This is a genomic window from Streptomyces sp. NBC_00576, assembly GCF_036345175.1.
Lineage (GTDB): Bacteria > Actinomycetota > Actinomycetes > Streptomycetales > Streptomycetaceae > Streptomyces.
On sequence record NZ_CP107780.1, the window covers coordinates 8,061,496 to 8,085,242 of the forward strand.

Annotated in this window: 22 protein-coding genes, 1 other RNA gene and 2 pseudogenes; 16 read left to right on the top strand and 9 right to left on the bottom strand. The window is 70.2% G+C overall.

Annotated features, from left to right (window positions below; translation table 11 throughout):
- Nucleotides 1-19 precede the first annotated feature (19 nt).
- The gene (locus tag OG734_RS35060; RefSeq protein ID WP_330291436.1) at nt 20-670 is read right to left on the bottom strand and encodes a class I SAM-dependent methyltransferase; all 651 of its coding nucleotides are present in this window, start codon (nt 668-670) and stop codon (nt 20-22) included.
- 189 nt (nt 671-859) lie between these two features.
- Entirely contained in the window at nt 860-2,587 is a 1,728-nt protein-coding gene (locus OG734_RS35065) for an MFS transporter (protein ID WP_330291437.1), read from the bottom strand.
- Between the two features lie 225 nt (nt 2,588-2,812).
- Here OG734_RS35065 and OG734_RS35070 point away from each other — a divergent pair, with 225 nt between their 5' ends.
- Nucleotides 2,813-3,358 carry a SigE family RNA polymerase sigma factor gene (locus OG734_RS35070; protein WP_330291438.1) on the top strand — a complete coding sequence of 182 codons (546 nt, stop codon included), beginning with the start codon at nt 2,813-2,815 and terminating at the stop codon, nt 3,356-3,358.
- Nucleotides 3,358-4,218, top strand: a complete 861-nt coding sequence (locus tag OG734_RS35075; protein ID WP_330291439.1) for a hypothetical protein — start codon at nt 3,358-3,360, stop codon at nt 4,216-4,218. Before OG734_RS35070 ends, OG734_RS35075 begins: the two co-directional genes overlap by 1 nt.
- 161 nt (nt 4,219-4,379) lie before the next feature.
- Here OG734_RS35075 and OG734_RS35080 read toward each other — a convergent pair whose 3' ends face one another.
- Both OG734_RS35080 and OG734_RS35085 read right to left on the bottom strand, forming a co-directional pair.
- Nucleotides 4,380-5,012 carry a response regulator transcription factor gene (locus OG734_RS35080; protein ID WP_330293907.1) on the bottom strand — a complete coding sequence of 211 codons (633 nt, stop codon included), beginning with the start codon at nt 5,010-5,012 and terminating at the stop codon, nt 4,380-4,382.
- A gap of 5 nt (nt 5,013-5,017) precedes the next feature.
- Nucleotides 5,018-6,337 (bottom strand): sensor histidine kinase, encoded by a 1,320-nt coding sequence (locus tag OG734_RS35085; RefSeq protein ID WP_330291440.1) that lies wholly within the window; start codon nt 6,335-6,337, stop codon nt 5,018-5,020.
- Nucleotides 6,338-6,657: 320 nt separating this feature from the next.
- Between OG734_RS35085 and OG734_RS35090 the strand changes: the two genes are divergently transcribed.
- The 3 genes from OG734_RS35090 (at nt 6,658) to OG734_RS35100 (ending at nt 9,636) form a co-directional block, all read left to right on the top strand.
- A complete protein-coding gene (locus OG734_RS35090) occupies nt 6,658-7,518 on the top strand; it encodes a MaoC/PaaZ C-terminal domain-containing protein (protein ID WP_330291441.1) in 861 nt (286 codons plus the stop codon).
- Nucleotides 7,519-7,593: 75 nt separating this feature from the next.
- The gene (locus tag OG734_RS35095; RefSeq protein WP_330291442.1) at nt 7,594-8,670 is read left to right on the top strand and encodes a Zn-dependent alcohol dehydrogenase; all 1,077 of its coding nucleotides are present in this window, start codon (nt 7,594-7,596) and stop codon (nt 8,668-8,670) included.
- A gap of 18 nt (nt 8,671-8,688) precedes the next feature.
- On the top strand, nt 8,689-9,636 hold the full coding sequence (locus OG734_RS35100; RefSeq protein ID WP_330293908.1) for a 3-oxoacyl-ACP reductase: 948 nt from the start codon (nt 8,689-8,691) through the stop codon (nt 9,634-9,636).
- A 100-nt stretch (nt 9,637-9,736) separates the two neighbouring features.
- Here OG734_RS35100 and OG734_RS35105 read toward each other — a convergent pair whose 3' ends face one another.
- Both OG734_RS35105 and OG734_RS35110 read right to left on the bottom strand, forming a co-directional pair.
- A complete protein-coding gene (locus tag OG734_RS35105) occupies nt 9,737-9,928 on the bottom strand; it encodes a hypothetical protein (RefSeq protein ID WP_330291443.1) in 192 nt (63 codons plus the stop codon).
- Between the two features lie 97 nt (nt 9,929-10,025).
- Nucleotides 10,026-11,282: a hypothetical protein gene (locus OG734_RS35110; RefSeq protein ID WP_330291444.1), complete on the bottom strand. Its 1,257-nt coding sequence runs from the start codon at nt 11,280-11,282 to the stop codon at nt 10,026-10,028.
- A 266-nt stretch (nt 11,283-11,548) separates the two neighbouring features.
- Here OG734_RS35110 and OG734_RS35115 point away from each other — a divergent pair, with 266 nt between their 5' ends.
- From OG734_RS35115 to OG734_RS35125, 3 genes are all read left to right on the top strand, one after another.
- The gene (locus tag OG734_RS35115; RefSeq protein ID WP_330291445.1) at nt 11,549-12,409 is read left to right on the top strand and encodes a Nif3-like dinuclear metal center hexameric protein; all 861 of its coding nucleotides are present in this window, start codon (nt 11,549-11,551) and stop codon (nt 12,407-12,409) included.
- On the top strand, nt 12,406-13,149 hold the full coding sequence (locus tag OG734_RS35120) for a zinc ribbon domain-containing protein (RefSeq protein WP_330293909.1): 744 nt from the start codon (nt 12,406-12,408) through the stop codon (nt 13,147-13,149). Before OG734_RS35115 ends, OG734_RS35120 begins: the two co-directional genes overlap by 4 nt.
- A 72-nt stretch (nt 13,150-13,221) precedes the next feature.
- Entirely contained in the window at nt 13,222-14,388 is a 1,167-nt protein-coding gene (locus OG734_RS35125; RefSeq protein ID WP_330291446.1) for a bifunctional RNase H/acid phosphatase, read from the top strand.
- 87 nt (nt 14,389-14,475) lie between these two features.
- Here the strand turns inward: OG734_RS35125 and eda are convergent, their stop codons facing one another.
- Complete coding sequence (gene eda / locus OG734_RS35130; protein WP_330291447.1) at nt 14,476-15,111, bottom strand: bifunctional 4-hydroxy-2-oxoglutarate aldolase/2-dehydro-3-deoxy-phosphogluconate aldolase; 636 nt, start codon at nt 15,109-15,111, stop codon at nt 14,476-14,478.
- 155 nt (nt 15,112-15,266) lie between these two features.
- Complete coding sequence (yaaA, locus tag OG734_RS35135; protein WP_330291448.1) at nt 15,267-16,049, bottom strand: peroxide stress protein YaaA; 783 nt, start codon at nt 16,047-16,049, stop codon at nt 15,267-15,269.
- 88 nt (nt 16,050-16,137) lie between these two features.
- Here yaaA and OG734_RS35140 point away from each other — a divergent pair, with 88 nt between their 5' ends.
- The 7 genes and pseudogenes from OG734_RS35140 to OG734_RS35165 all read left to right on the top strand — a co-directional run bounded on the left by OG734_RS35140 (nt 16,138) and on the right by OG734_RS35165 (nt 22,203).
- Entirely contained in the window at nt 16,138-17,586 is a 1,449-nt protein-coding gene (locus OG734_RS35140; RefSeq protein ID WP_330291449.1) for an RNB domain-containing ribonuclease, read from the top strand.
- 112 nt (nt 17,587-17,698) lie between these two features.
- Nucleotides 17,699-18,277, top strand: a complete 579-nt coding sequence (locus tag OG734_RS35145) for a Uma2 family endonuclease (protein WP_330291450.1) — start codon at nt 17,699-17,701, stop codon at nt 18,275-18,277.
- Nucleotides 18,278-18,300: 23 nt separating this feature from the next.
- Complete coding sequence (locus tag OG734_RS35150; RefSeq protein ID WP_330291451.1) at nt 18,301-19,140, top strand: AraC family transcriptional regulator; 840 nt, start codon at nt 18,301-18,303, stop codon at nt 19,138-19,140.
- Between the two features lie 19 nt (nt 19,141-19,159).
- Nucleotides 19,160-19,990 (top strand): annotated as a pseudogene (locus OG734_RS48115) (DMT family transporter); the annotation flags it as partial.
- Between the two features lie 67 nt (nt 19,991-20,057).
- An RNA gene (gene rnpB / locus OG734_RS35155) (RNase P RNA component class A) lies at nt 20,058-20,475 on the top strand.
- Between the two features lie 473 nt (nt 20,476-20,948).
- Nucleotides 20,949-21,521 carry a response regulator transcription factor gene (locus tag OG734_RS35160; protein WP_443064978.1) on the top strand — a complete coding sequence of 191 codons (573 nt, stop codon included), beginning with the start codon at nt 20,949-20,951 and terminating at the stop codon, nt 21,519-21,521.
- Nucleotides 21,522-21,552: 31 nt separating this feature from the next.
- On the top strand, nt 21,553-22,203 hold the full coding sequence (locus OG734_RS35165; protein WP_330291452.1) for a class I SAM-dependent methyltransferase: 651 nt from the start codon (nt 21,553-21,555) through the stop codon (nt 22,201-22,203).
- Between the two features lie 84 nt (nt 22,204-22,287).
- Here the strand turns inward: OG734_RS35165 and OG734_RS48120 are convergent.
- Nucleotides 22,288-22,674, bottom strand: a pseudogene (locus tag OG734_RS48120) (hypothetical protein); the annotation flags it as partial.
- A gap of 154 nt (nt 22,675-22,828) precedes the next feature.
- Here OG734_RS48120 and OG734_RS35175 point away from each other — a divergent pair.
- Nucleotides 22,829-23,722, top strand: a complete 894-nt coding sequence (locus OG734_RS35175) for an alpha/beta hydrolase (RefSeq protein ID WP_330291453.1) — start codon at nt 22,829-22,831, stop codon at nt 23,720-23,722.
- Nucleotides 23,723-23,747 lie beyond the last annotated feature (25 nt).

Below are 23,747 nucleotides of genomic sequence, written 5' to 3' on the forward strand. Positions count from 1 at the left end.
AGCGACTCTAACCGGGCCCTCAGACCCCCGCTCCCGTTCGCCGCAGGACCCGCAGCGAGTCGGTCGCGGAGATCTCCGTGAAGGCGCCGGAGGCGAGGGCGCGGAGGTAGACGCGGTAGGGGGCCTGGCCGGTGAACTCGTCCTCGGGGTCGGGGAAGACGTCGTGGATGACGAGGAGGCCGCCCTGCGCGACGTGCGGGGCCCAGCCCTCGTAGTCCGCGGTGGCGTGCTCGTCGGTGTGACCACCGTCGATGAACACGAGGCCGAGCGGCGAGTTCCAGACCCGCGCCACCTGCGGTGAACGTCCGACGACCGCGATGACGTGGTCCTCCAGCCCGGCGGTGTGGAGAGTGCGCCGGAAGGCCGGAAGGGTGTCCATCACGCCGAGTTCCGGGTCGACGGTCTCCGGATCGTGGAAGTCCCACCCCGGCTGCTGCTCCTCGCTGCCCCGGTGATGATCGACGGTCACCGCGGTGACACCGGCCGCCCGGGCCGCATCGGCGAGCAGAATCGTGGAACGCCCACAGTACGTACCGACCTCCAGCAACGGCAGCCCGAGCGCCCCCGCCTCGACGGCGGCCTCGTACAGCGCGAGCCCCTCACCGGCGGGCATGAACCCCTTGGCAGCCTCGAAAGCGGCCAGAATCTCGGGCTTGGGAGCCGTGGACATGGGGTTCCTCTCGGTCGTACGGGCATACGGGCGCCCCATGCTGCCGTACAACCCGGGCGATGTTGATGACGGGGGGCGCCCTATAGGGGCGCGGGGCTGTGTCTATATGCGACTCCGCCGCGTGGGCGCGACCAGCCACAGCCGGCCCGCAGCCAAAAAACAACCCCCGCGCCCCGGCGAGCGCAGCGCCTACGCGTCAACAGTCTCCCCAGGCAGCGACAGGTCGACATCGACCGTCGCGCCAACACCCGCATGGGTCGCCGACGAGGCAAGCGGCCCATGGCCGGAAGCCCTCGCGGCCAGGACATACGCCCCGTCGGCCGGGACGGCAAGCGCGTAGCTGCCGTCCTCTCCGGACAAGGTGGCGCCCGCCTGACGACCACGCCGGTCGATCAACGTGACCTTCGCACGGGCGACCGGGCTGCCATCGGCACCCAGGACCCGCCCCCGGAACCCGGAGCCAAGCGCGGCGTCCTCCTCGCTGCTCGCCACCAGTTGCGGCTTGCTCTCCGGCCGTCCCGGCAGGAACAGGGCCAGCAGCAGCCCGACCGCCACCGCGCCCGTGGCGATCAGGAAGGAGACCCGGAAGCCGTGCATCGTGGGGATGGCGACGCCGCCCACATGGTTCGCGGTGTTGGCGAGCACCATGCCGATGACGGCGCTGGACACGGACGTACCGATGGAGCGCATGAGGGTGTTCAGGCCGTTGGCCGCACCGGTCTCGGAGGCCGGGACCGCGCCGACGATCAGGGCGGGGAGGGAGGAGTAGGCGAGACCGATGCCCGCGCCCAGGACGACCGCGATGACCAGGGACTGCCATGCGGCGCTCATCAGGCCGAGGCCGGCGCCGTAGCCGATCGCGATGATCAGCAGGCCGAGGATGAGGGTGACCTTGGGGCCGTACTTGGCGGACAGGCGGGCGTAGACGGGCGCCGTGAACATCATCGTCAGGCCGAGCGGCGCCACGATCAGACCTGCCATGACCATCGACTGGCCGAGGCCGTAGCCGGTGGACGTGGGCAGTTGGAGGAGCTGGGGGAGGACGAGCGAGACGACGAAGAAGGAGACGCCGACCATGATCGAGGCGAGGTTGGTGAAGAGGACGGCGGGCCGGGCGGTGGTCCGCAGGTCCACCAGCGGGGCCTTCAGGCGCAGCTCCAGCACGCCCCACAGGAGGAGTACGACGGCGGACGCGCCGAACAGGCCGAGCGTGGTGCCGGAGGTCCAGCCCCAGTCGCTGCCCTTGGTGATCGGGAGGAGGAAGAGGACGAGGCCGACGGAGAGTCCGATGGCACCGAGCACGTCGAAGGTGCCCTCGGCGCGCATCCGGGACTCGGGTACGACGAGCAGGGTGAGGACGATGGCGAGGGCGCCGATGCCGGCGGCGCCGTAGAAGAGGGCGTGCCAGTCGGAGTGCTGGGCGATCAGCGCGGCGATGGGGAGGGCGAGGCCGCCGCCGACGCCGATGGAGGAGCTCATCAGGGCCATCGCCGAGGGAAGCTTCTCGCGGGGCAGCAGGTCGCGCATCAGACCGATGCCGAGGGGGATGGCACCCATGGCGAAGCCCTGGAGCGTACGGCCCGCGATCATGGTCAGCAGGTCGCTGGTGAGCGCGCTGACGAGGGCGCCGACCACCATCACGGAGAGGCTCGTGATCAGCAGGCGCCGCTTGCCGTACAGGTCACCGAGCCGGCCCATGATCGGCGTGGCCACGGCTCCGGAGAGGAGCGTCGAGGTCAGCACCCAGGTGGCGTTGCTGGGCGAGGTGCTCAGCAGCTGGGGCAGGTCCTTGATGACGGGGACGAGCAGGGTCTGCATGACCGCGACAACAATGCCGGCGAAGGCGAGCACCGGGACTATGGCCCCGCCTGTTCTGCCGGTCTCGCCGGCGGGCCGGTCGGTCGTCGTGTGCGTCATGGGGTGGGGCCTCCAGGCGGGTCCGGGCGGGGGTACGTGTGTGATGAACCCGTGTGCCTGGGCAACTATTCCGATGTTTTGGCGTACTAACTGATTCTTGACCTGCTGATGGGAGTCTGATCTTCCGTCACGTCTGCCCTTCTGCTCGGGGTGCGGAAGATGTTCTGGGATCGGGGCAACGGTTCGGGCGGTTCATGGACTCCTTTGAACATCTAGGAGGTGCTCATGGGGGAACGGGATCGGAAAGCGGCTCGGGACGAGGAGTTCCAGAGCTTCGTCATCGGCCGCTGGCCACGGCTGCTGCGTACGGCGTTCCTGCTCACGGGGGAGCAGCACGCGGCGGAGGACCTGGTCCAGTCGACGCTGGAGCAGGTCTATGTGGCCTGGTGGAGAGTCGGTTCGGCCGACGCCCCGGACGCGTATGTGCGGCGCGTGATGATCAACGCGCACGCGCGCAAGCACCGCAGGCGGCTCAAGGAGTTCCTGGCGCCCAAGAGCGACGAGGGTCTGGCGCACGAGCTGCCCGACACCGGCGACCACATCGCCAGGGCCGATGACCGCGGGGCGCTGCTCAAGGCGCTGGCCCAGTTGCCGCCCCGGCAGCGGGAGGCGGTGGTGCTGCGGTACTGGGAGGACCTGACCGAGACGCAGGCCGCACAGGCGATGGGCTGCTCGGTGGGCGCGGTGAAGAGCAACGCGGCCAAGGGGATCGCGAAACTCCGCGCCATACCGGACCTGGTCGAGACGGTGACACACGGAGGGTGGAAGTGATGAGCGTGGACCGGGAGAAGAATCAGGACATGGCACAGGTGGCACACGGGGACACCGCACACCCGGACATCACCTTCCTGCTGGCCGGCGCGGCGGACGGGGTCGAGATCGGCATAGCCCCCTACCAGGCGGTGGTCCGCGGCGGCCGACGCCGCAGGGCCCGGCGCTGGGCGGTGGCGTCGGCGGCGGCACTGGTGATCGCCACATCGACGGGAGCCTTGGCCCTGGCGGGCATCGGTGGTGGCGACGGTGACCGAGTGGCTCCGGCGACTCAGCCGGCGACTCGGCCACCGTCGCCAGAGGAGCGGCGCGTGTACGTGCCGCTGTGGACCACGCTCGCGTCGGGCACGGACCGGGGCAGGGAGTGGTGGGTCGACATCGGCATCTGGGGAGCACCACGGAACGAGGCGGAGGCAAGGCGGCAGTTCAACGCCATGGCTGAGCGCGGGGTGAAGCCGTCGGACGCGAGGACCCCCAAGGAGCTTGTGGGCAAGGCCTCGTTCTTCGTCAACAGAGTCTTCGACGGAGTCAAGTCGCCGCTCATGCTGGGCGAGATCGACAAGAGCGACGACATGTCCGGTAAGGACATGCAGTCCGCCGCGTTCCCTCTGGAACCGGACGTCTCCGAAAATCCCGACACACGTAACCGCCTGGTGATCGGCCAGGTGGCCCCCACGGCCAGGGCGGTCACCTGCACCTGGGACGACGGCACGACAACGGTCGCCCGCAAGGTCCCGTACTCCACGATGAACAACATCGAGGATCCGGCGATCAGGTCGGTCCCGGGTTCAAAGGCTGCCTGGTTCGTGTGCTTGGCGGGGGAGGGGAGGGAGTACAAGTCGGTGAAGGTCACTGGGTGAGGCCTTCAGCCCGTCCGGGGATTCCCTGGGCGCTGGTGGAGCTTGAGGGCGAGCGCGTTCAGCACGATACGGGGGTGTTCGGGGGCGGAGTCCCCGAGGATTGGACGGGTAGGGGCGGTGAGGTGGGGCGAGATTCGTCGGACCGACACCGACGCCGACACCTACAGCCATCCCTGCTGGCGCGCTTCCCTCACCGCCTCCATGCGGTTGCGGGTGCCGGTCTTCCCGATGGCCGCCGAGAGATAGTTGCGGACCGTCGACTCGGAGAGATGAAGCTTGCCGGCGACATCAGCGACCGTCGCCCCGTCCACCGACGCCTTCAGTACCTCGCACTCCCGCGCCGTCAGCGGATTGGGACCGGCGCTGAGCGCGGCCGCGGCAAGGGCCGGGTCGATGACCGTCTCGCCGGTCAGTACGCGCCGGATCGACGCCGCCAGCTCCTCCACGGGACCGTCCTTGACGAGGAAACCGGCGGCTCCCGCCTCCATGGCCCGGCGCAGATAGCCGGGGCGGCCGAAGGTGGTCAGGATCAGCACCCGGCAGTCCGGGGCCTCGTCGCGGAGGAGGGCGGCGGCGTCCAGGCCGCTGATGCCCGGCAGCTCGATGTCGAGGAGCGCCACGTCGGGGCGGTGCAGAAGAGCCGCGTCGACGATCGCGTCACCGGTCGCGACCTGGGCGACGACCGTGATGTCCGGCTCCATCCCGAGCAGCAGGGCGAGAGCGCCCCGCATCATTTGCTGGTCCTCGGCGAGGAGGACTCTGATGGACTTCGCGGGACGGTGGTTCCGGGGCATCTCGTTCACGGCGTAAGGGTAGGGCGGATGTGGGCGTTGAGCTGGGAAGAAGGCGGCTCCTGCGGCTCCTGCGACTGCGGTGGCAGCTCGGCCGTCAGCAGGAAGCCGCCCCCGGGTGTCGGCCCCGCCTCCAGTGAGCCGCCCGCCGCTGCCAGTCGTTCCGTCAGGCCCCTGAGCCCGGTGCCGCCGACACCCGGCCGGGTGGACCCCGTGGGCGCCTGCTTCGGGCCCGTGCCGTTGTCGGCGACGCACAGGCGCACCCGTTCGCCCGTGCCCTCCCCGGTCGTACCCTCCACCGTGATCTCGCAGCGGGTGGCAATGCTGTGCCGTACGACGTTCGTGACCGCCTCCCGTACCACCCACCCCAGCAGCGCCTCCGCCGCCGGCGACAGGGGCGGGCCCGAGCGGTGGATCACCGGGGTGACGTCCGCCGCCGTCAGGACCGAGTCGGCCCGGTCCAGTTCCGTGGCCAGGCTGCCCTGCCGGTAGCCCGTCACCGCCTCGCGGATCTCCGTCAGGGCCTGCCGGCCCACCGACTCGATGTCGGTGATCTGGAGCAGGGCCGCGTCCATGTCCCGGGGCGCCAGCCGACGGGCCGCCTCGGACTTCACCACGATCACCGACAGGGTGTGGCCCAGCAGATCGTGCAGGTCGCGCGAGAATCGCAGCCGTTCCTCCTCGACCGCGCGACGCGCCAACTCCTCACGCGCCGCCCGCAGTTCACGTACCGCCTCGGTCAGGGAGAGGATCGCCGCCGTCACCATCGTCGACAGGAACGTCCCGTACGCCACGTTCAGCGCGTCCCAGCCCTCCCGCACCGCCGAGACCGCCGCCGCGAGAGCGGTGAGCGAGAGTCCGGTGCGGCCCAGCCACGGGCCCCGCATCACCGCGCCCGTGGCCAGCCCGAGCAGCGGGAAGAAGTACAGCCAGCTGCCGCCGTACACGATCGCCAGCGCGCAGGTCACCGCCCCCATGACGGCGAGCGCCACCCGCGTCGACCTGGCGTCCCGCGTCTTCTTCGTGAAGGCGCGGAACGTGACGTAGATGTAGAGGGAGTTGAAGGTGAGCAGGCCCACCGCGCCGATCCAGGGCAGCGGGGTGCGGCCCTGGAGGAGGTTGGAGAAGGAGCCCAGGCCCATCAGCAGCCAGGGCAGCAGGGAGAAACCGGTGGGCGGCGGGCCCGGGTTCTCGGGCTCCGGAATCCGGCCGCCCGACTTCCGCGCGGCGCGCCGGGCGGCCTTGTACCGCTCCATGTCCGCCCGCCAGCGCGCCCGCTCGACCCGCCACTCGCCCACCTGGCAGGCGGCCTTTCGCATCCAGAACATGGACGACAGCGTACGAAGCGAGCGGCACGCCGGGCAGATGCCGATGTACGGACTCCGGCAGGACAAATGTCCCGGCCCGGCGTGCCGTCCGGCCCGGGAACACATAGCTGACGCATCGTCAGGAGTATTCACAACTCGGGACCGCTCGGCTATACAACAGGGGGCGCCGGACTGGAACGCGTTCTAGATCGGCCCGTATCGACCTCGGTACGGCCGACGGTGCGGACGGTCGTACCGAGGTCTCAGTCCGGCGAGTCGTCCGTCCTGTGAGAGGCCAGTAGTAGCGCCAGTTGTCCGTCCGTCAGTTGATCAGGAGCCTCATGCCCATTGACGCCGCCAAGGCCGTCGCCGCCGAACCCCGGTCCGCAGAGATCGCCTGGGGCCGCAAGGACGTCCAGCTCTACCACCTCGGCATCGGCGCCGGCGTCCCCGCGACCGATCCCGGCGAGCTGCGCTACACCCTCGAATCCCGGCTGCACGTCCTGCCCAGCTTCGCCACCGTCGCCGGCAACGACTCCCCGGACGTGATCAGCGGTCTCTCCATGCCCGGCGTCGACGTCGACCTCGCCCACGTCCTGCACGGCGGCCAGAGCATCGAGCTGCACCGCCCGATCCCGGTCGAGGGCAGGGCGCGCGCCACCGGGAGCATCGCCGCCGTGTACGACAAGGGCAGCGCGGCGATCCTCGTCATGCGCACCGAAGTCGCCGACGCCGAGGGGCCGTTGTGGACGAGCGACGCGCAGATCTTCGTACGGGGGGAAGGCGGATGGGGCGGCGACCGGGGGCCCTCGAACCGGCTCCCTGCCCCCGACGGTGAGCCCGTGAAGGTCGTCGAGCGGACCGTCCGCGACGACCAGGCGCTGCTCTACCGGCTCTCCGGCGACTGGAACCCGCTGCACGCCGACCCCGAGTTCGCGGCCCGCGCGGGGTTCGAGCGGCCCATCCTGCACGGGCTGTGCACATACGGCATGACGCTGAAGGCGGTCGTCGACACGGTGCTCGGCGGGGACGTCGGCCGGGTCCGCGCGTACCGCACGCGCTTCGCCGGGGTCGTGTTCCCCGGGGAGACCCTGCGCATCCGGATGTGGACGCCCGAACCGGACCGCGTCCAGGTGTCGGTCACCGCCGTCGAGCGGGAGGACGCGCCCGTACTGGCCGACACGGTCGTCGAACACTCATGAACCACGCACAGGTTTCTGTACATCCATCTTGTACATCCGGTACATCGCTGTAGGTCCCCGAAGGGAGCCGCACCAATGCGCGCAGCCGTACTGCACGAGATCGGGCAGGACAAGCTCGACGTCCTGGACGACGTCGAGGCCGTGGGCTTCGGCCCCGGCAAGGTGAGGATCCGGGTACGGGCCACCGGGCTGTGCCACTCGGACCTCTCCGCGATGAACGGCGTACTGCCGCAGCCCGCGCCCTTCGTCCCCGGCCACGAAGGCGCCGGCGAGATCCTCGAAGTGGGGGAGGGGGTAAGCCACTTGAAGGCCGGTGACCGGGTCGTCGTCTGCTGGCTGCCCGCCTGCGGCGTCTGTCCCGCGTGCAAGCGCGGCCAGACCGAACTGTGTCTCGCCGGGTTCATGAACGCGGGCACCCCCAACTTCCGCCGCCCCGGCGGAGATGTCTTCGGCATGGCCGGCACCGGCACCTTCGCCGAGGAGGTCGTTCTCGACGCAGGCTGCGCCGTGCCCATCCCCGACGACGTGCCCTTCGACATCGCCGCCCTCATCGGCTGCGGAGTCACCACCGGACTCGGCGCCGCCCTCAACACCGCTGATGTGCAGGCCGGTTCGTCGGTCGCCGTCATCGGCTGCGGAGGCGTCGGCATCTCCGCGATACAGGGGGCGCGACTCCAGGGCGCCGCCGAGATCGTCGCCGTCGACCCGGTGCTCTCGCGCCGGGAGGCCGCGCTCAAGTTCGGTGCCACGAGGGCCGTTTCACCGGACGAGCTGGCCGACGCCAAGCAACAGGTCACCGGCGGCGAGGGTTTCGACTACGTCTTCGAGGTCGTCGGCCGCTCCGCCACCGCCCGCACCGCCTACGACGCCACCCGGCGCGGCGGCACGATGGTCGTCGTCGGCGCGGGCGCGATGGACGACAACCTCCAGCTCAACATGTTCGAGCTGTTCTTCGACGAGAAGCGCATCCTGCCGTCCATGTACGGCGGCGGTGACGTTCTGCGGTCCTACGAGCGCACGATCGCCCTCTGGCGCGCCGGCCGCGTCGACCTCGCGGGCCTCATCACCCACCGCGTACCGTTCGCCGACATCAACGAGGCCCTCGACCAGATGCGCACGGGAACCGCGCTGCGTACCTGCATCGAGATCTGAGGGACGCCGATGTCACCACTGTCACCGCCACTTGAGGGACTCGCCGCGATCGTCACGGGCGCCGGGCGCGGTCTCGGCCGGGTCGAGGCGCTGGAACTGGCCCGGCTCGGCGCGGCCGTCGTCGTCAACGACTACGGGCAGCCCGGCCGGGACGGCTCCGGCGAGGCGTCCGCCACCCCGGCCGAGGAGGTCGCCGCCGAGATCCGTGCGGCGGGGGGCACGGCGGTCGCCCACACCGGAGACGTCGCCGATCACCAACAGGCCCGTGAGCTGGTCGAGTTGGCGATCTCCGAGTTCGGGAAACTGGACATCCTCGTCAACAACGCGGGCATCCTGCGCGACCGCATGGTCTTCTCCATGACGGAGGGGGAGTGGGACGCCGTCATACGGGTCCACCTGAAGGGACACTTCAACACGACCCACTTCGCCGCCGCGCACTGGCGGGAGCGCGCCAAGGCGACCGGCGCACCGGTGTACGGGCGGATCGTGAACACGTCCTCGGAGGCGTTTCTCGCCGGCTCGGCGGGACAGCCCAACTACGCGGCCGCGAAAGGCGGAATCGTCGGGCTGACCACCTCCACGGCCCTCGCCCTCGCCAAGTACGGCGTGACGGCGAACGCGATCTGCCCCCGCGCCCGGACCCGTATGACCGAGGAGGTCTTCCGGGACTTCGAGCAGCCGGAGAACGGCAACGGCGCCCTCGACCCCCTCGCCCCCGAGCATGTCGCCCCGCTCGTCGGCTACCTGGCTTCACCGGCCGCCGAACACGTCAACGGACAGCTGCTCGTCGTCCACGGTGGGATGGTCGCCGTCGTCGAACGCCCGCGGGTGGCCGCCAAGTTCGACAGCAAGCAGGACACCTTCACCTACGACGAACTGGACGCGCTCCTCACCCCGCACTATGCGGAGCGGCCCGCCGGGGAGACGTTCGCGGCGGCGGAGGTGCTCGGTCTCAAGCGCGGCTGACATGGCAGGCGGCTGATACGGCAGGCCGCTGATGCAGCAGAGAAGAGCAGCCCCGCCCGTAACCGATACCGGGCGAGGCTGCACTTTGCTTGACGTACCGTCAGGCCCTGTTCTCGGCCTGCTCGGACGGCTTGCGGTGACGGCCGTGGGGGGTCGCCTCGTCGTTGTGCGCCGAGACCGGACCCCGGTGCTTGCCATAGCCATCGCTGTGGCTAGTGCCGTGGCCGTTGCTGTGGCCCGTCGCCTCGTGGGCATCGGCGGACAGCGGCTGCATGGTGCTTGCGTCGTTCATCGGAAAGTGTTCACCCCGTCAACATGATCCTTCTAACAGCCGGGTGATCTTAACCGGCGTGCCTCGGGGCGACACGAGCCGCACACACCGACCGGAACTAGTTCGTTACAAGCTTCGTCAATTCGTTACCGGGCTTCCCGATCTTCGTCACGAGCCGCCCCAACGGAGCCTGCTGCAACGGCACGGGCCGGGCCACGGCGACAGGCGCAGGAGGGGCCGATTCCGGACCGGTAATCCGAGCCCCGGTCTCAGCCTCAGCCCCAGCCCAAGTCCCAGCCCAGGTCCCATTCCCCGCCCCCGACTCCGAAGCCCTACCCTCCCCACCCTCCTCGCACCCCTCAGCCTCCTCGGCCCGCACCCGAGCCACCCCGCACGGCACCTCCCCCGTCGCGTACGGCAGTTGAAGCTCCCCGTCCCTGCTCCACAGCCCAACCCCCGGCAGCCACCCCTCCGGCGCCGAAAAGTGCCGCACCTGTCGCGCGGCGGGCCGCCACACTCCCACCCAGTTCCCCGCCGAACCCTCGACGCGCAACGCCACCCCACAGCTCTCCGGCGTCAGCACCTGCCCCGGCTGGATCGCGAACGGCGTGAGCGCGCACCCGTCGATCCGCAGGCACTCCGGGAAACGCACCGGCAGGGTGCTGCCGAGCACTCCCCAGCCCAACCGTTCCTGCCCGCCGGGCGAGGGCGCGTCCGAGCCGATCAGCAGCAGCCCGCTGTCCGCGTCCGCGAGCAGCAGCCGGTCGTTGCTCTCCGCCGAGATCTGGAGCAGCGGCGACACCTCGCCGTCGCGCTCCAGGTCGACCACGACCGCCTTCGTGCACCCTCCGACCTCCCGGTCCAGGGCGAGCAGCCGCCCCGTCCGGTCCAGCCAGGCCCCGCCCGAGCAGCGGCCGGGGACCTCCGCGACGTACTCGGGCCCGTAGGCGCCGCCCGCCACCAGCCACACCGTCGTCGAACGCCGGCCCAGGGCGAGGGCGTACGCACGGTCGCCGCCCGGAGCCGGGGGCAGCAGCCGCAGGGGGGTCCCGGCGTCGGGGCACTCGACGGCGCCGAGGGGGAGTTCGCCGGTGCCGGGGCCGGTCGGGTAGAGCAGCGCGAAGGTGTGGCGGCCGTCGATCGGGCGGTGGATGAGGACGCGCCCGTCGCTCATCGGCAGCACCTGCGTGCCGGGCTCCTCGGGCTGGTTGCCGGGCAGCGGCACGGCGTACGGCTCGGGCCCGTCGAGCGTCCAGCGCTCCGGGAACCAGGAGTCGCCGCTGCGGGCGAGCCGGGCCGCGTAGGCACCGTCCGCCGTGATCGCGCACTCCGCACGCGGGGACACCACCGTGGGTTCGATCGCACAGGCCGTCATCGATCGGTCACCTCCGGCGACGAAAGTAGTTTCGCCCGTGCAGACATGGGATCGGCTGGCGGCCATTTCACACATAAGGATGGCAAAGTAACGATTCGCCTGAGGAAACGGTGGCGCATGTGCTGGCCGGGGCTCAAGCGGGCGGCCGCGAACTCTCTTGCGAATACTGCCGCGATCAATAATTGAGGAACCACGACGGCGAGTGACCACCTCCGCGAGAGCGGCGCCGGTTCAGGCGCAGAGGGGGGCCAGGTAGCCTTGCGTTCGTGCCCCGTCTGTCTGAAGTCATCGCCGCCCTCGACGCCCTCTGGCCCCCCGAGCGGGCCGAGAGCTGGGACGCGGTCGGCACCGTCTGCGGGGACCCCGACCAGGAGGTCTCCCGGGTGCTGTTCGCCGTGGATCCCGTCCAGGACATCGTCGACGAGGCGGTGAAGCTGGGCGCCGATCTGCTGGTCACCCACCACCCGCTCTACCTGCGCGGTACGACCACGGTCGCGGCGGACACCTTCAAGGGCCGGGTCGTGCACACCCTCATCAAGCACGACATCGCCCTCCACGTCGCCCACACCAACGCCGACCGCGCCGACCCGGGAGTCAGCGACGCCCTCGCCGGCGCCCTCGACCTGCGGGTCGTACGACCGCTCGTACCGGACCCCACAGACCCCGCCGGCCGACGCGGCCTCGGCCGGGTCTGCGAGCTGGACCACCCGCTGACCGTCCGCGAGTTCGCCGCCCGCGCCGCCGAACGGCTGCCCGCGACCGCGCAGGGCATCCGGGTCGCAGGCGACCCCGAGGCCCTCGTCCGCACGGTCGCCGTCAGCGGCGGCTCAGGCGACAGCCTCTTCGACGACGTACGCGCGGCCGGTGTGGACGCCTTCCTCACCGCGGACCTGCGCCACCACCCGGCCTCGGAAGCGCGCGCTCACAGTCCCCTCGCGCTGCTCGACGCGGCGCACTGGGCCACCGAGTGGCCCTGGTGCGAGCTGGCCGCCGCGCAGCTGGACGAGATCTCCGACCGGAACGGATGGGGCCTGAGGGTCCACGTCTCCGCCGCGGTCACCGACCCCTGGACGGCCCACGCGGCGTCCACCACCACCACCTCTGAAGCACTGGGAGCCCCCAACTGAACGCCGAGCCCGCCGACCAGATCCGACTTCTCGACGTCCAGGCCCTCGACGTACGCCTCCAGCAGCTCGCGCACAAGCGCAAGTCGCTGCCCGAGCACGCCGAGATCGAGTCGCTGACCAAGGACCTCACGCAGCTGCGCGACCTGCTGGTGGCCGCGACGACCGAGGAGAGCGACTGCGGCCGCGAGCAGATCAAGGCCGAGCAGGACGTGGACCAGGTGCGCCAGCGCGCCACCCGCGACCAGCAGCGCCTGGACTCCGGTGCCGTCAGCTCGTCGAAGGACCTGGAGAACCTCCAGCGCGAGATCGTCTCCCTCGCCAAGCGGCAGGGCGACCTGGAGGACATCGTCCTGGAGGTCATGGAGCGCCGTGAGTCCGCGCAGGAGCGCGTCGCCGAGCTGACCGAGCGGGTCGGCGCCGTCCAGGGCAAGATCGACGACGCGACCGCGCGGCGCGAGGCGGCGTACGAGTCCCTCGCCGGCGAGGTGGCCACGGCGACGAAGGAGCGCGAGGTCATCTCGGGTGCGCTGCCCGACGACCTCCTCAAGCTGTACGACAAGCTGCGCCAGCAGCAGGGCGGAGTCGGCGCCGCCCGCCTCTTCCAGCGCCGCTGCGAGGGCTGCCGCCTGGAGCTGAACATCACCGAGGTCAACGAGGTGAAGGCGGCCCCCCGCAACGCCGTACTGCGCTGCGAGAACTGCCGCCGCATCCTGGTCCGCACGTCGGAGTCGGGTCTGTAGACCGATAGCAGTCCTGTTCAGCTGGTTCTGCTGGTTCTGCTGGTTCAGCTAGTTCGGCAAGGAGCTTGTGGCGTGCGGGAGTTCATCGTCGAGGCCGACGGCGGTTCCCGGGGCAACCCGGGGCCCGCGGGCTACGGGTCCGTCGTCATCGACGCGACCACGGGCGAGACGCTGGCGGAGGCGGCCGAGTACATCGGCATCGCCACGAACAACGTCGCCGAGTACCGGGGCCTGGTCGCCGGCCTGCGCGCGGCCCGCGAACTGGACCCGGCCGCCACCGTCCACGTCCGCATGGACTCCAAGCTGGTCGTCGAGCAGATGTCGGGCCGCTGGAAGATCAAGCACCCGGACATGAAGCCGCTGGCGGCGGAGGCGGCCCGGGTGTTCCCGGTCGCCGAGCAGGTGACGTACGAGTGGATCCCGCGCGAGAAGAACAAGCACGCGGACCGCCTGGCGAACGAGGCGATGGACGCGGGCAAGCGCGGCGAACAGTGGTCGGCGTCCACGTCGACGGCGGAGCTGGACGCAGGCCTCAGCGCTACAGCGGCCGACACCGACACCGACACCGGCGCCGCCACGAAGGTGGCCGTCGGCTGGTCGGCGCCCGCGGACCTCGGCCCGCCCGCGACGTTCGTACTCCTGCGCCACGGCGAGACCCTCCTCACCCCCCAGAAGCGCTTCTCGGGCAGCGGTGGAACGGACCCGTCCCTCTCGGACGTGGGCCGGGACCAGGCCGAGCGGGTGGCCGCCTCCCTGGCCCGGCGCGGCACGATCGAGGCGATCATCGCCTCCCCCCTGACCCGCACCCGGGAGACCGCGGCCGCTGTCGCCGCCCGACTCGGCCTCGACGTGACCATCGACGAAGGCCTGCGCGAGACGGACTTCGGCGCGTGGGAGGGGCTGACGTTCGGCGAGGTGCGCGAGCGCTACCCGGACGACATGAACGCCTGGCTGGCCGACCCGAAGGCCGAACCGACGGGCGGCGGCGAGAGCTTCGCGGCGACCGCACGCCGGATGGCCGTCACCCGCGACAAGCTGATCGCGGCCCACGCGGGCCGTACGGTCCTGCTGGTCACCCACGTGACCCCGATCAAGACCCTCGTCCGCCTGGCCCTGGGCGCCCCGGCCAAGTCCCTGTTCCGCATGGAGCTGTCGGCCGCTTCCCTCTCGGCGGTGGCGTACTACGCGGACGGCAACGCGAGCGTACGGCTCTTCAACGACACGTCCCACCTGCGCTGAGTCTGAGCTTGTGGCAGAGCCGCGCGATGATGTGATCGCGTCCATGAAGAAGATCACGACACGAAAACACGCACCGAGCGCCGCTGCCTATGTGAGAGCGGACGCCTCGCGGGCCAGTGCCTCGACCCGATCCCAGTCGTGCGCGGTGATGGCATCCGCCGGGAGCATCCAACTCCCGCCCACGCAGCCGACGTTGGGCAGCGCGAGATACTTGGGCGCGTTCGCGGGGCTGATCCCCCCGGTGGGACAGAACCGGGCCTGGGGGAGCGGCCCGGACAGCGACTTCAGATAGGCGGTCCCGCCCGCCGCCTCCGCCGGAAAGAACTTCATCTCCCGCACGCCGCGCTCCAACAGTGCGACGACTTCGGAGCACGTCGACACCCCCGGCAGGAACGGCACACCTGACGCCTGCATCGACTGCAGCAGTACGTCGGTCCACCCCGGGCTGACGAGGAAGCGGGCCCCGGCGGCGAGGGCGTCGGACACCTGGGCCGGCGAGGTGAGGGTGCCGACGCCGACCACCGCGTCCGGCACGGAATCGGCGATGGCCCGGATGGCGTCGAGCGCGACGGGAGTACGCAGGGTGACCTCGATAGCCGGCAGCCCCCCGGCGACGAGCGCCCGAGCAAGCGGCACGGCATCGGCCAGGTCCTCGACAACGACCACGGGAACGACGGGGGCGAGATCGAGAACGGAGGGAGAGGGCGCGGAGAAGCTCGGCATGCGCCTCATCCTGCCCGGCTCTTGCGGTACATGCAAAGGTCGTTGCATATGTCGCAATGGAGCGCGCTACAGGGGCGCGAGGAACTGCGCGACAAGCCACGACGGCGCCGCAGCCGACAGACGACACAACGCGCCCCCACCAGCGGAGCGCCTCCTCAGTGAATCTCGTCCACCAGCACATCCAACCCCCAAGCCGCCCCAGACCCCCTCGGCGCCTCAACCTCCACCACATACCCGAGATCCCGCAACGCCTCCACCAGCTCCCCCGGCCCGGAGGGCGCCGCACCCGCACTCACCAGACTCCGCACGATCCGCCCCTTGGTCGCCTTGTTGAAGTGGCTGACGACTTTGCGGGTAGGCGCATGCAGCACCCGTACGGTCGCAGTCCGCCCGGCAACCTCACCCTTGGGTTTCCAGGCCGCCGTATAGGCGGAGGAGCGCAGATCGAGAACGAGCCCGTCGCCGGCCGCCTCGGGAAGGGCGGCGGCCATCGGGGCACGCCAGTGCGCGGCCAGCGAGCCGAGCCCGGGCAGCTTCACGCCCATCGAGCAACGGTAGGAGGGGATACGGTCCGTGACCCGTACGGCGCCCCACAGCCCCGAGAACACGAGCAACGAACGCGCGGCCCGCTTCTTCGCGGCGGCGTCGAGAGAGGCGAGGTCGAGGGCGTCGTACAGCACCCCCGTGTAGACCTGCCCGGCAGGCCGCGCTCCGGCGGTAAGCAGGTCGACGTTCTTGGCGACCTCACCCCGCAGTCCCTCGCTCAGCCCCAGCACCTCACGAGCCTTGTCCTCGTCCCCGACGCACAGCTCGACGAGCTCCCCGAGCACGGCCTCACGAGCACCCGTGAGCCCCGGCAGGGACAGCGACTCCAGCTTCAACGGGGCACCGCGCCCCGAAGCGGCCTTGCCTTCGGAGGGAGGCAGCAGGACAAGCACGGTGAGTTCTCCAAACGGGTACGCGGGGTCGACCCGCGTCAGATTACGTGGTGAGGCGGGTCGGCCGGATTGTGCCTACGCTCGTTCCATGCCCCGCCGCCACATACGCGTGACCGGCGCCCCCGAAGCCCCCCTCCGGGCCGCCCTCACCGCGCTACGCACCGAACCAGGCGTCCCCGAGAGCTTCCCGCCCGCGGTACTGGCGGAAGCGGACAGGGCGGCGAAGGCCCCCGCCCTCCCGGAGACGGACGCCACGGACATTCCCTTCCTCACCATCGACCCGCCCACCTCCACGGACCTGGACCAGGCGATGCACCTCTCGCGCCGCCCGGGCGGCGGCTTCCGCGTCCGGTACGCCATCGCGGACGTGGCGGCATTCGTCGTACCGGGCGGAGTGCTGGACAGGGAGACACACCGCCGGGTCACCACCCTCTACTTCCCGGACGAGAAGACCCCGCTCCACCCGCCGGTACTCAGCGAGGACGCGGCGAGCCTCCTCCCCGACAGGACCCGCCCGGCCGCCCTCTGGACGATCGACCTCGACACGGACGGCCGCACGGTCGCCGTGGACGTCCACCGGGCCCTTGTCCGCAGTCGCGCCAAACTCGACTACGAGGGCGTGCAGCGACAACTGGACGCCGGGACGGCGGAGGAGCCCCTGACCCTCCTCAAGGAAATCGGCGAGGCGAGGGAACGCCTGGAAGTCGAACGCGGCGGAATCTCCCTCAACGTCCCCGAGCAGGAGATCGTCGAGGACGAGGACGCTCACACGTACTCACTCACCTACCGCGCACCGCTGCCCGCCGAAGGCTGGAACGCCCAGCTCTCCCTCCTCACAGGCATGGCGGCGGCCGAGCTGATGCTGACGCACGGCACGGGAGTACTCCGCACTCTCCCCGCCGCCCCCGACGGCGCCGTCGGCCGCCTGCGCCGCACCGCGCAAGCCCTGCACATCGCCTGGCCGCACCACGTCTCGTACGCGGCACTGATCCGCTCCCTGGACCCGCACCGCCCCCACCACGCGGCCTTCCTCCAGGAGTGCACGACCCTGCTACGAGGCGCCGGCTACACGGTCTTCCGCGACGGCGACCTCCCGGACATCACGACCCACTCGGCCGTAGCCGCCCCGTACGCCCACTGCACGGCCCCCCTGCGCCGCCTCGCCGACCGCTACGCCTCGGAACTCTGCCTCGCCGCCGTCGCCGAACAGCCGCCGCCCGACTGGGTGTTGGCGGCCCTGGACGCGCTTCCCCAGGAGATGGCGGAGGGTGGGAAACGCGCGGGCACGGTGGAGAGGGGGTGCGTGGACATCGTCGAGGCGGCACTGCTCGCGGACCGGGTGGGGGAGGTCTTCGAGGGGTGCGTGGTGGATGTGGAGGAGCGCAAACCCACGGTCGGGACGGTGCAGTTGGAGTCTCCGGCGGTGGTCGCGCGGATCGAGGGCGATGGGGTTCCGTTGCCACTGGGGGAGCGGTTGCGGGTTCGGTTGACGCGGGCGGATCTGGGGGTGGCGGGGGTGCGGTTCGCTCCCGTGTGAGCCGGACTTCAGGCGCGATCGTGTGCCACGATCGAGGGAACGGTTCCCGATCTCATGGACAGGTGATCAGCCGATGTCCCAGTCTGGCGAGCGACCGAAGGAGGGGCGTGACATGACTGCCATGGCCCATGAGCCGCTCACGCGGGAAGAGGTTCTGCTGGAGGGCTTTCTAGCCCTCGACACCCCGGAGGGTTTCCGGGCAGAACTGATCGAGGGGGAGATCATTGTGACGCCGCCGCCGGACGGGGAACACGAGCGCTACATCAGCCGGATTGTGCGGCAAGTGAACAGGCGGTCCCGGACCGACATGGATTTTTCCGGGAACAAGGGGCTGAAGCTGAAGAGCGGGGAAGCCTGCCCGAAGAACCACGTGATCCCGGATGTCACATTTGCTCCCCTTGAGCTGGACGTCTTCGCGAGCGCAGGCTCATGGATGCCTTGTGACGGCGTTGCCATGGTGATGGAAGTGACGTCGACGAAACCTAGGGCCGACCGCGAGGCCAAACGCCGCTGCTACGCCCGCGGTGGCATCCCCCTCTACCTCCTCGTCGACCGCGACACCTCGTCGATCACGCTGTTCAGTGACCCGGAGAAGGACGACTACCGCCAGCACTGCACCCTCCCGCTGGGCAAGCCGGTGGCCCTCCCCGAGCCCTTCGCGTTCGAACTGGACACGACCGACTTCCTCTGACGCCCCCGAACTAACCTGGAGCCGTGACGACAGCCGGGGGCACACGGGAACAGGCGCTGTGGACCAGAGCAAGGCTCGGCCGCTGCGGCCCCGCCCTTGACCTCCTCACCGCCCGCTTCGACCGACACGTCTACGCCCCCCACGCCCACGACGAGTTCACCGTCGGCCTGTGCGTCGGCGGCTCCGAGGTCATCGACTACCGGGGCGGCCGCCTCCGCCCCCGCCTCGGTTCCATCGTCGTACTGGACCCCGGAGAGATGCACACCGGCGGCCCGGACACCGCCGACGGCTACGCCTACCGAGCCCTGTACGCCAGCACCTCCCTCCTCACGGACGGCACCACAGGCGGCTTCCCCTACTTCCGCGAGCCGCTGCTCGACGACCCCGAACTGGCCGCCGCCTTCCGCGCCGCACACACCGACCTGAGCACCTGCCCGGACCCCTTGGAGGCCGAGTCCCGCCTCCCCTGGCTGCTCACCGCGCTGGCCCGCCGCCACTCCACGGCCCGCCCGACCACCGACAGCGTCCCCGGCGCGGACCACATCGCCCACGCCGTACGGACCCGCCTGGCCGACGAACTCACCACCCCGCCCTCCCTCGCCGACCTCGCCGCCGACCTGGGCCTGTCCCGCTACCAGCTCCTGCGCGCCTTCCGTACGACGGTCGGGATACCCCCGTACGCCTGGCTGGCCCAGTACCGCGTGACACGGGCCAGGGGTCTGCTGGAGACCGGATTGCGGCCCGCCGAAGTCGCGTCCCTCGTCGGCTTCGCCGACCAGGCGCATCTGACCCGCTGGTTCCGGCGGGTGCTGGGGGTGACCCCGGCGGCGTACCGCAACAGCGTTCAAGACGGCGGACGCTGAGCCGGCCGACACTGCCCGCATGACTGCACGCGGCTGGTTGTTGTTCTCCCTGATGGGAGTGGTCTGGGGCATCCCGTATCTGCTGATCAAGGTGGCGGTGGAGGCGGACCTGTCGCCGTCGACGGTGGTGTTCACGCGGTGTCTGCTGGGCGCGGCACTCCTCCTCCCCTTCGCGATCCGCCAGGGCGGCCTCCCGCGCACCATACGAACGCACTGGCGCCCGATGCTGGCCTTCGCGGTCATCGAGATCATCGGCCCGTGGTGGACCCTGACGGACGCGGAACGCCACCTGTCCAGCTCGACGGCGGGCCTGCTGATCGCGGGGGTGCCGATAGTGGGGCTAGCCCTGGCCCGCTTCTTCGGCAGCACGGAGAGTCTGGGCGGCCGACGGCTCACGGGGCTGACCCTGGGCCTGGCGGGCGTCGCGGTCCTGACCGTCCCGCACCTGACAGGCGGCGACGCGCGGTCGCTGGCGGAGGTGCTGCTGACGGTGATCGGCTACGCCACGGCACCGCTGATAGCGGCGCGCCATCTGAAGGACGTCCCGTCGCTCCACCTCACGGCGCCGTGCCTGGCGCTGGCGGCTCTGGTCTACGCCCCGGCGGCGGTGGTGACCCGCCCGGCGACACTTCCCTCCGCACACGTATTGGCGGCCCTGGCTGTCCTGGGCATGGTCTGCACGGCCCTCGCCTTCGTGGCGTTCCTGGAGCTGATCAAGGAGGTCGGGCCGACCCGGGCCACGGTGTTCACCTACGTCAATCCGGCGGTCGCGGTGGCTGCGGGCGCCGTGTTCCTGGACGAACCGCTGACGGCCGGCGTCCTCGCCGCCTTCGCGCTGATCCTGGCGGGGTCTGTCCTGGCGACGGCCACTGGACCGGGGCAGGGCGGACGCCCGGTAGCATGGTCGACACGGCAGACGAGCCGGGCGGACGGCCGCGTGGACTCCCCTTCGGGGGCGCTCCCCGAGGAACGTCCGGGCTCCACAGGGCAGGGTGATGGCTAACGGCCACCCGGGGTGACCCGCGGGACAGTGCCACAGAAAACAGACCGCCGAGGGCTCCGGCCCCCGGTAAGGGTGAAACGGTGGTGTAAGAGACCACCAGTGCCCAGGGCGACCTGGGCAGCTAGGTAAACCCCACCCGGAGCAAGGTCAAAAGGGAACGTCTCCAAGGATATGGACGACGCTCCTGCGAGGACGTTCGAGGGCTGCCCGCCCAAGTCCTTGGGTAGACCGCACGAGGCCGGCGGCAACGCCGGCCCTAGATGGATGGCCGTCTCCCCGGCCGCCGCGAGGCGACCGGGCGACAGAACCCGGCGTACAGCCCGACTCGTCTGCCGCTACCCGCGGTTTCGCCTTGGCGATCTCCTCGGAGTATCCGACCGCACTCCCGGTTTTACTCTCGCAGTGCCACTTTGCGTGATCGTGTCATTCCGATGCGTGCCCGAGGTGGCTGAATTGTAACTCGAGTTTCGGTCGAGTTAATATGGCGTAAATGCCGGTCCCTGAGGTTCTGTTATATGCTAAAAAATTGGCAGAAAACGTCTCACTGATCGCTCCAGGTGTGTGGTTTAATCCGGTTTCCCCGCGAGGGCGGCCCGTTGTGCTGTCTGCGCTCGCCCGGTTTGTCAAGGGAATCCTGTTTCCGCAGCTCGGAGTGTGCTTCGGCTGTCGAGAACCACCTCGCGTCGGGCATTCCCTCCTTCGGTGTTGGGTCATGGGTGCACCGGACAGTTAACTCTTTGACAAACCGGGGCGACGGTTTGTAATCTCGAGTGCTGGTCAACTCTCGGTCTGTAAACCGCGCCAAGTGCAGGAGCAGCAGAAGCCGGCCCATCGCTACCAACACCGAATACTGTCGCGGCAACTCTCCTGGCGGGGAACTCCCGTCACGCCAGCAGTCCAAGACCGCGACACGGAAGGGATGCGCGCGACGCTGCGCGTGCTGGTGGTGGAGAGCAAGACCCCTGCTGCCGAATGTCTGGTCAATGGCCTGCGCCGGCACGGGTACGAAGCTGAGAGCGTGGACACCGGCGCCAAGGCCCTCCAGTCTCACTGGCACGCTGATCTGCTGCTGCTCGACTTGGACTTGCCCGATCTGGACGGGCTCGAGGTGTGTCAGGGAATCAGGGCCTCCTCCTCCGACACCCCCATCATCGCCGTCACCGCTCGCGGCAGTGAACTCGACCGGGTCCTCGGTCTGCGGGCCGGAGCGGACGACTACATGGTCAAGCCCTATGGCTTCCTGGAGTTACTGGCCCGAATCGAGGCCGTCATGCGTCGGGTCCGCCCGCAGCTACGCACGATGGAAGTCATCACCAGCGGCCCGCTGCGCATCGACGCGCGCACCCGGGAGGTTTGTCTGGACGGATCAGCCATATGACTTCGAATCGATCTACCAGGGCCCGGCTCTGGTGCAGTACAAACAAGCCGTCGTGCCATGGGATATCGGCGAACCCCAGCAGGCCGTCGTCGCACTGGAGAATGCAGGAGCATTCTCCGGAGACGTGCTCGATGCCGGGTGCGGGGTCGGCGACAACGCCGTGTACCTGGCCGGCCGCGGTTACCGGGTCACCGGTTTCGACTACGCCGCCACGGCACTGCGCCAAGCCGAACAGCGGGCCGACGCACTCGGTTTCGACGTGGAGTTCGTACAGTCCGACGCGATGCGGCTGGACAACCTGCCGCAGAAATTCGACACGGTACTGGACAGCGGTCTCTACCACTCACTCGCACGGCAGCAGCGCGCAGAGTACGCGGCAGCATTGCCGAAGGTATGCCGGCCGAACGCACTCCTACACCTGTTGTGTTTCTCCGACGAGGTCCAGGACGAATTCCCGGACCCGCATGGCATCGGCGAAGCCGAGCTGCGGAACACCTTCACCGGGACCGCCTGGCGCTTGGCCGAACTGCACCGCGACACCTATGTCACGGCGTTCACCAGGGAGTATGTCGAGAAGCAGGCAGGAGAGCAGTTCCCCCGCCTGGACACCCGGACGCTCACCTTCGATACAGCGGGACGGCTGACGCGCCCCATCTGGCGCCTGGCAGCCGTTCGGCTCTGACCTGAGCTGCGGTGACGGGTGAGCAGCACCGTGGGGACCGTCGGGCCCGCCCGGCCGGCACTGGACGGTGGAGGGCTTGGAGGTTCCCGAACGACGCGTGGTGGGGGTCGGTCCCGCACAGGAGGCCAGGAGGCCAGGAGGCCAGGAGGTCAGGTGGGCGGCGGTGGCGAACGCGCCGGCGTCGCCCACCTCGGCCAGGATGCGGGCACCGGTCCTGACCGCGACCTCGGGCATGGCGGTCAGGACCCTCGCGAGGGGGTGGGCCTCCAGCAGCGCAGCGATGCGGATCTCTCCCGGGCGCCCCGGCACTTGGCCGGCCGGCGCGTCGACAGGCCCGGCAGACAGGCGACGTCGCATCCACAAGCGCGGGCGACGGTCACCGCCACGCAGCGGGGGCTCGCCGCCTGGCAGCGGCTGGTCGAAGGTGACGCGGCCGTCACGCGCCCAGGCAACGGAAGCCGGCAGCCACATTTACGCAGCCCTGCCTGTCGGCGGACACGCTTCGATCAGCGACCATCCGGTGCCGCCAGGACCGGCGACAGCACCCCCGGTAAGGGGCTACGCCTCGCACCGCCGTGAAACAACAGCCCCCAGCAGGGGCTCCCGGACCAGGAGTGACGATCGCATGGCTGAGTTGTTGAGTACTCGTTCTCCGGGGGTTCGCGGGATCACCCTGGATGCCGACGGCATACCGATCTCCTGCCTGCTGGCCGAACCCCGGACCATGCCGCCACGCGCGGTGGTGGTGGCGGTGCACGGCGGAGGCACGCGGGCCGGCTACTTCGACAGCAGGGTCCAGCCCGGCCTGTCCCTGCTGGCACTCGGGGCGCAGCTGGGCTACACCGTGCTCGCCGTGGATCGTCCAGGATACGGGGCGTCCTCCGTCCTGCTGCCCGAAGGCCAGACCCTGGCCGAACAGACAACCACCCTGCACGCCGCACTGGCCGACTTCGCCCGCGGGAACCAGCTCGGCGCCGGCTTCTTCCTCGTGGCCCATTCCAACGGCGGCAAGCTCGCACTGGGCGCTGCCTCCGACCACCACGGACGCGCCCTGCTCGGGCTGGACATCTCAGGGCTCGGTCATCGGTTCGCCGTTGAGGTACCGCAGTTGCCCTGCGCGGAGAGCCGGGGCGACTGGCGTCGTCACTGGGGTGCGCCGCGGTTCTATCCACCGGGCGCCTTCCAGCTCGCCCGCTCGCTGTTGGCTCCCGTACCGGGACTGGAAGGAAAGGAAGGCCCGTTGTGGCCGCAGCTCTGGCCCGGCATCGCGGCCAGGGTGCGCACCCCGGTGCGCTTCACCTTCGCCGAACAGGAACAGTGGTGGCGTCACGACGACGAGGCGGTGGCCGAGCTGACGGATCTGTTGGCCACGCCGAAGGTGACGGTGGCCCGCCAGCCCGACGCGGGCCACAACATCAGTCTCGGCTGGGCGGCCCGGACCTATCACTTGCGGGCGCTGGCATTTCTGGAGGAATGTCTGCTGGCGCGCGAGGCAGTGATCAACAATGGTGTCACCTGAACTGTTCTGGGAACCGGAGGACTTG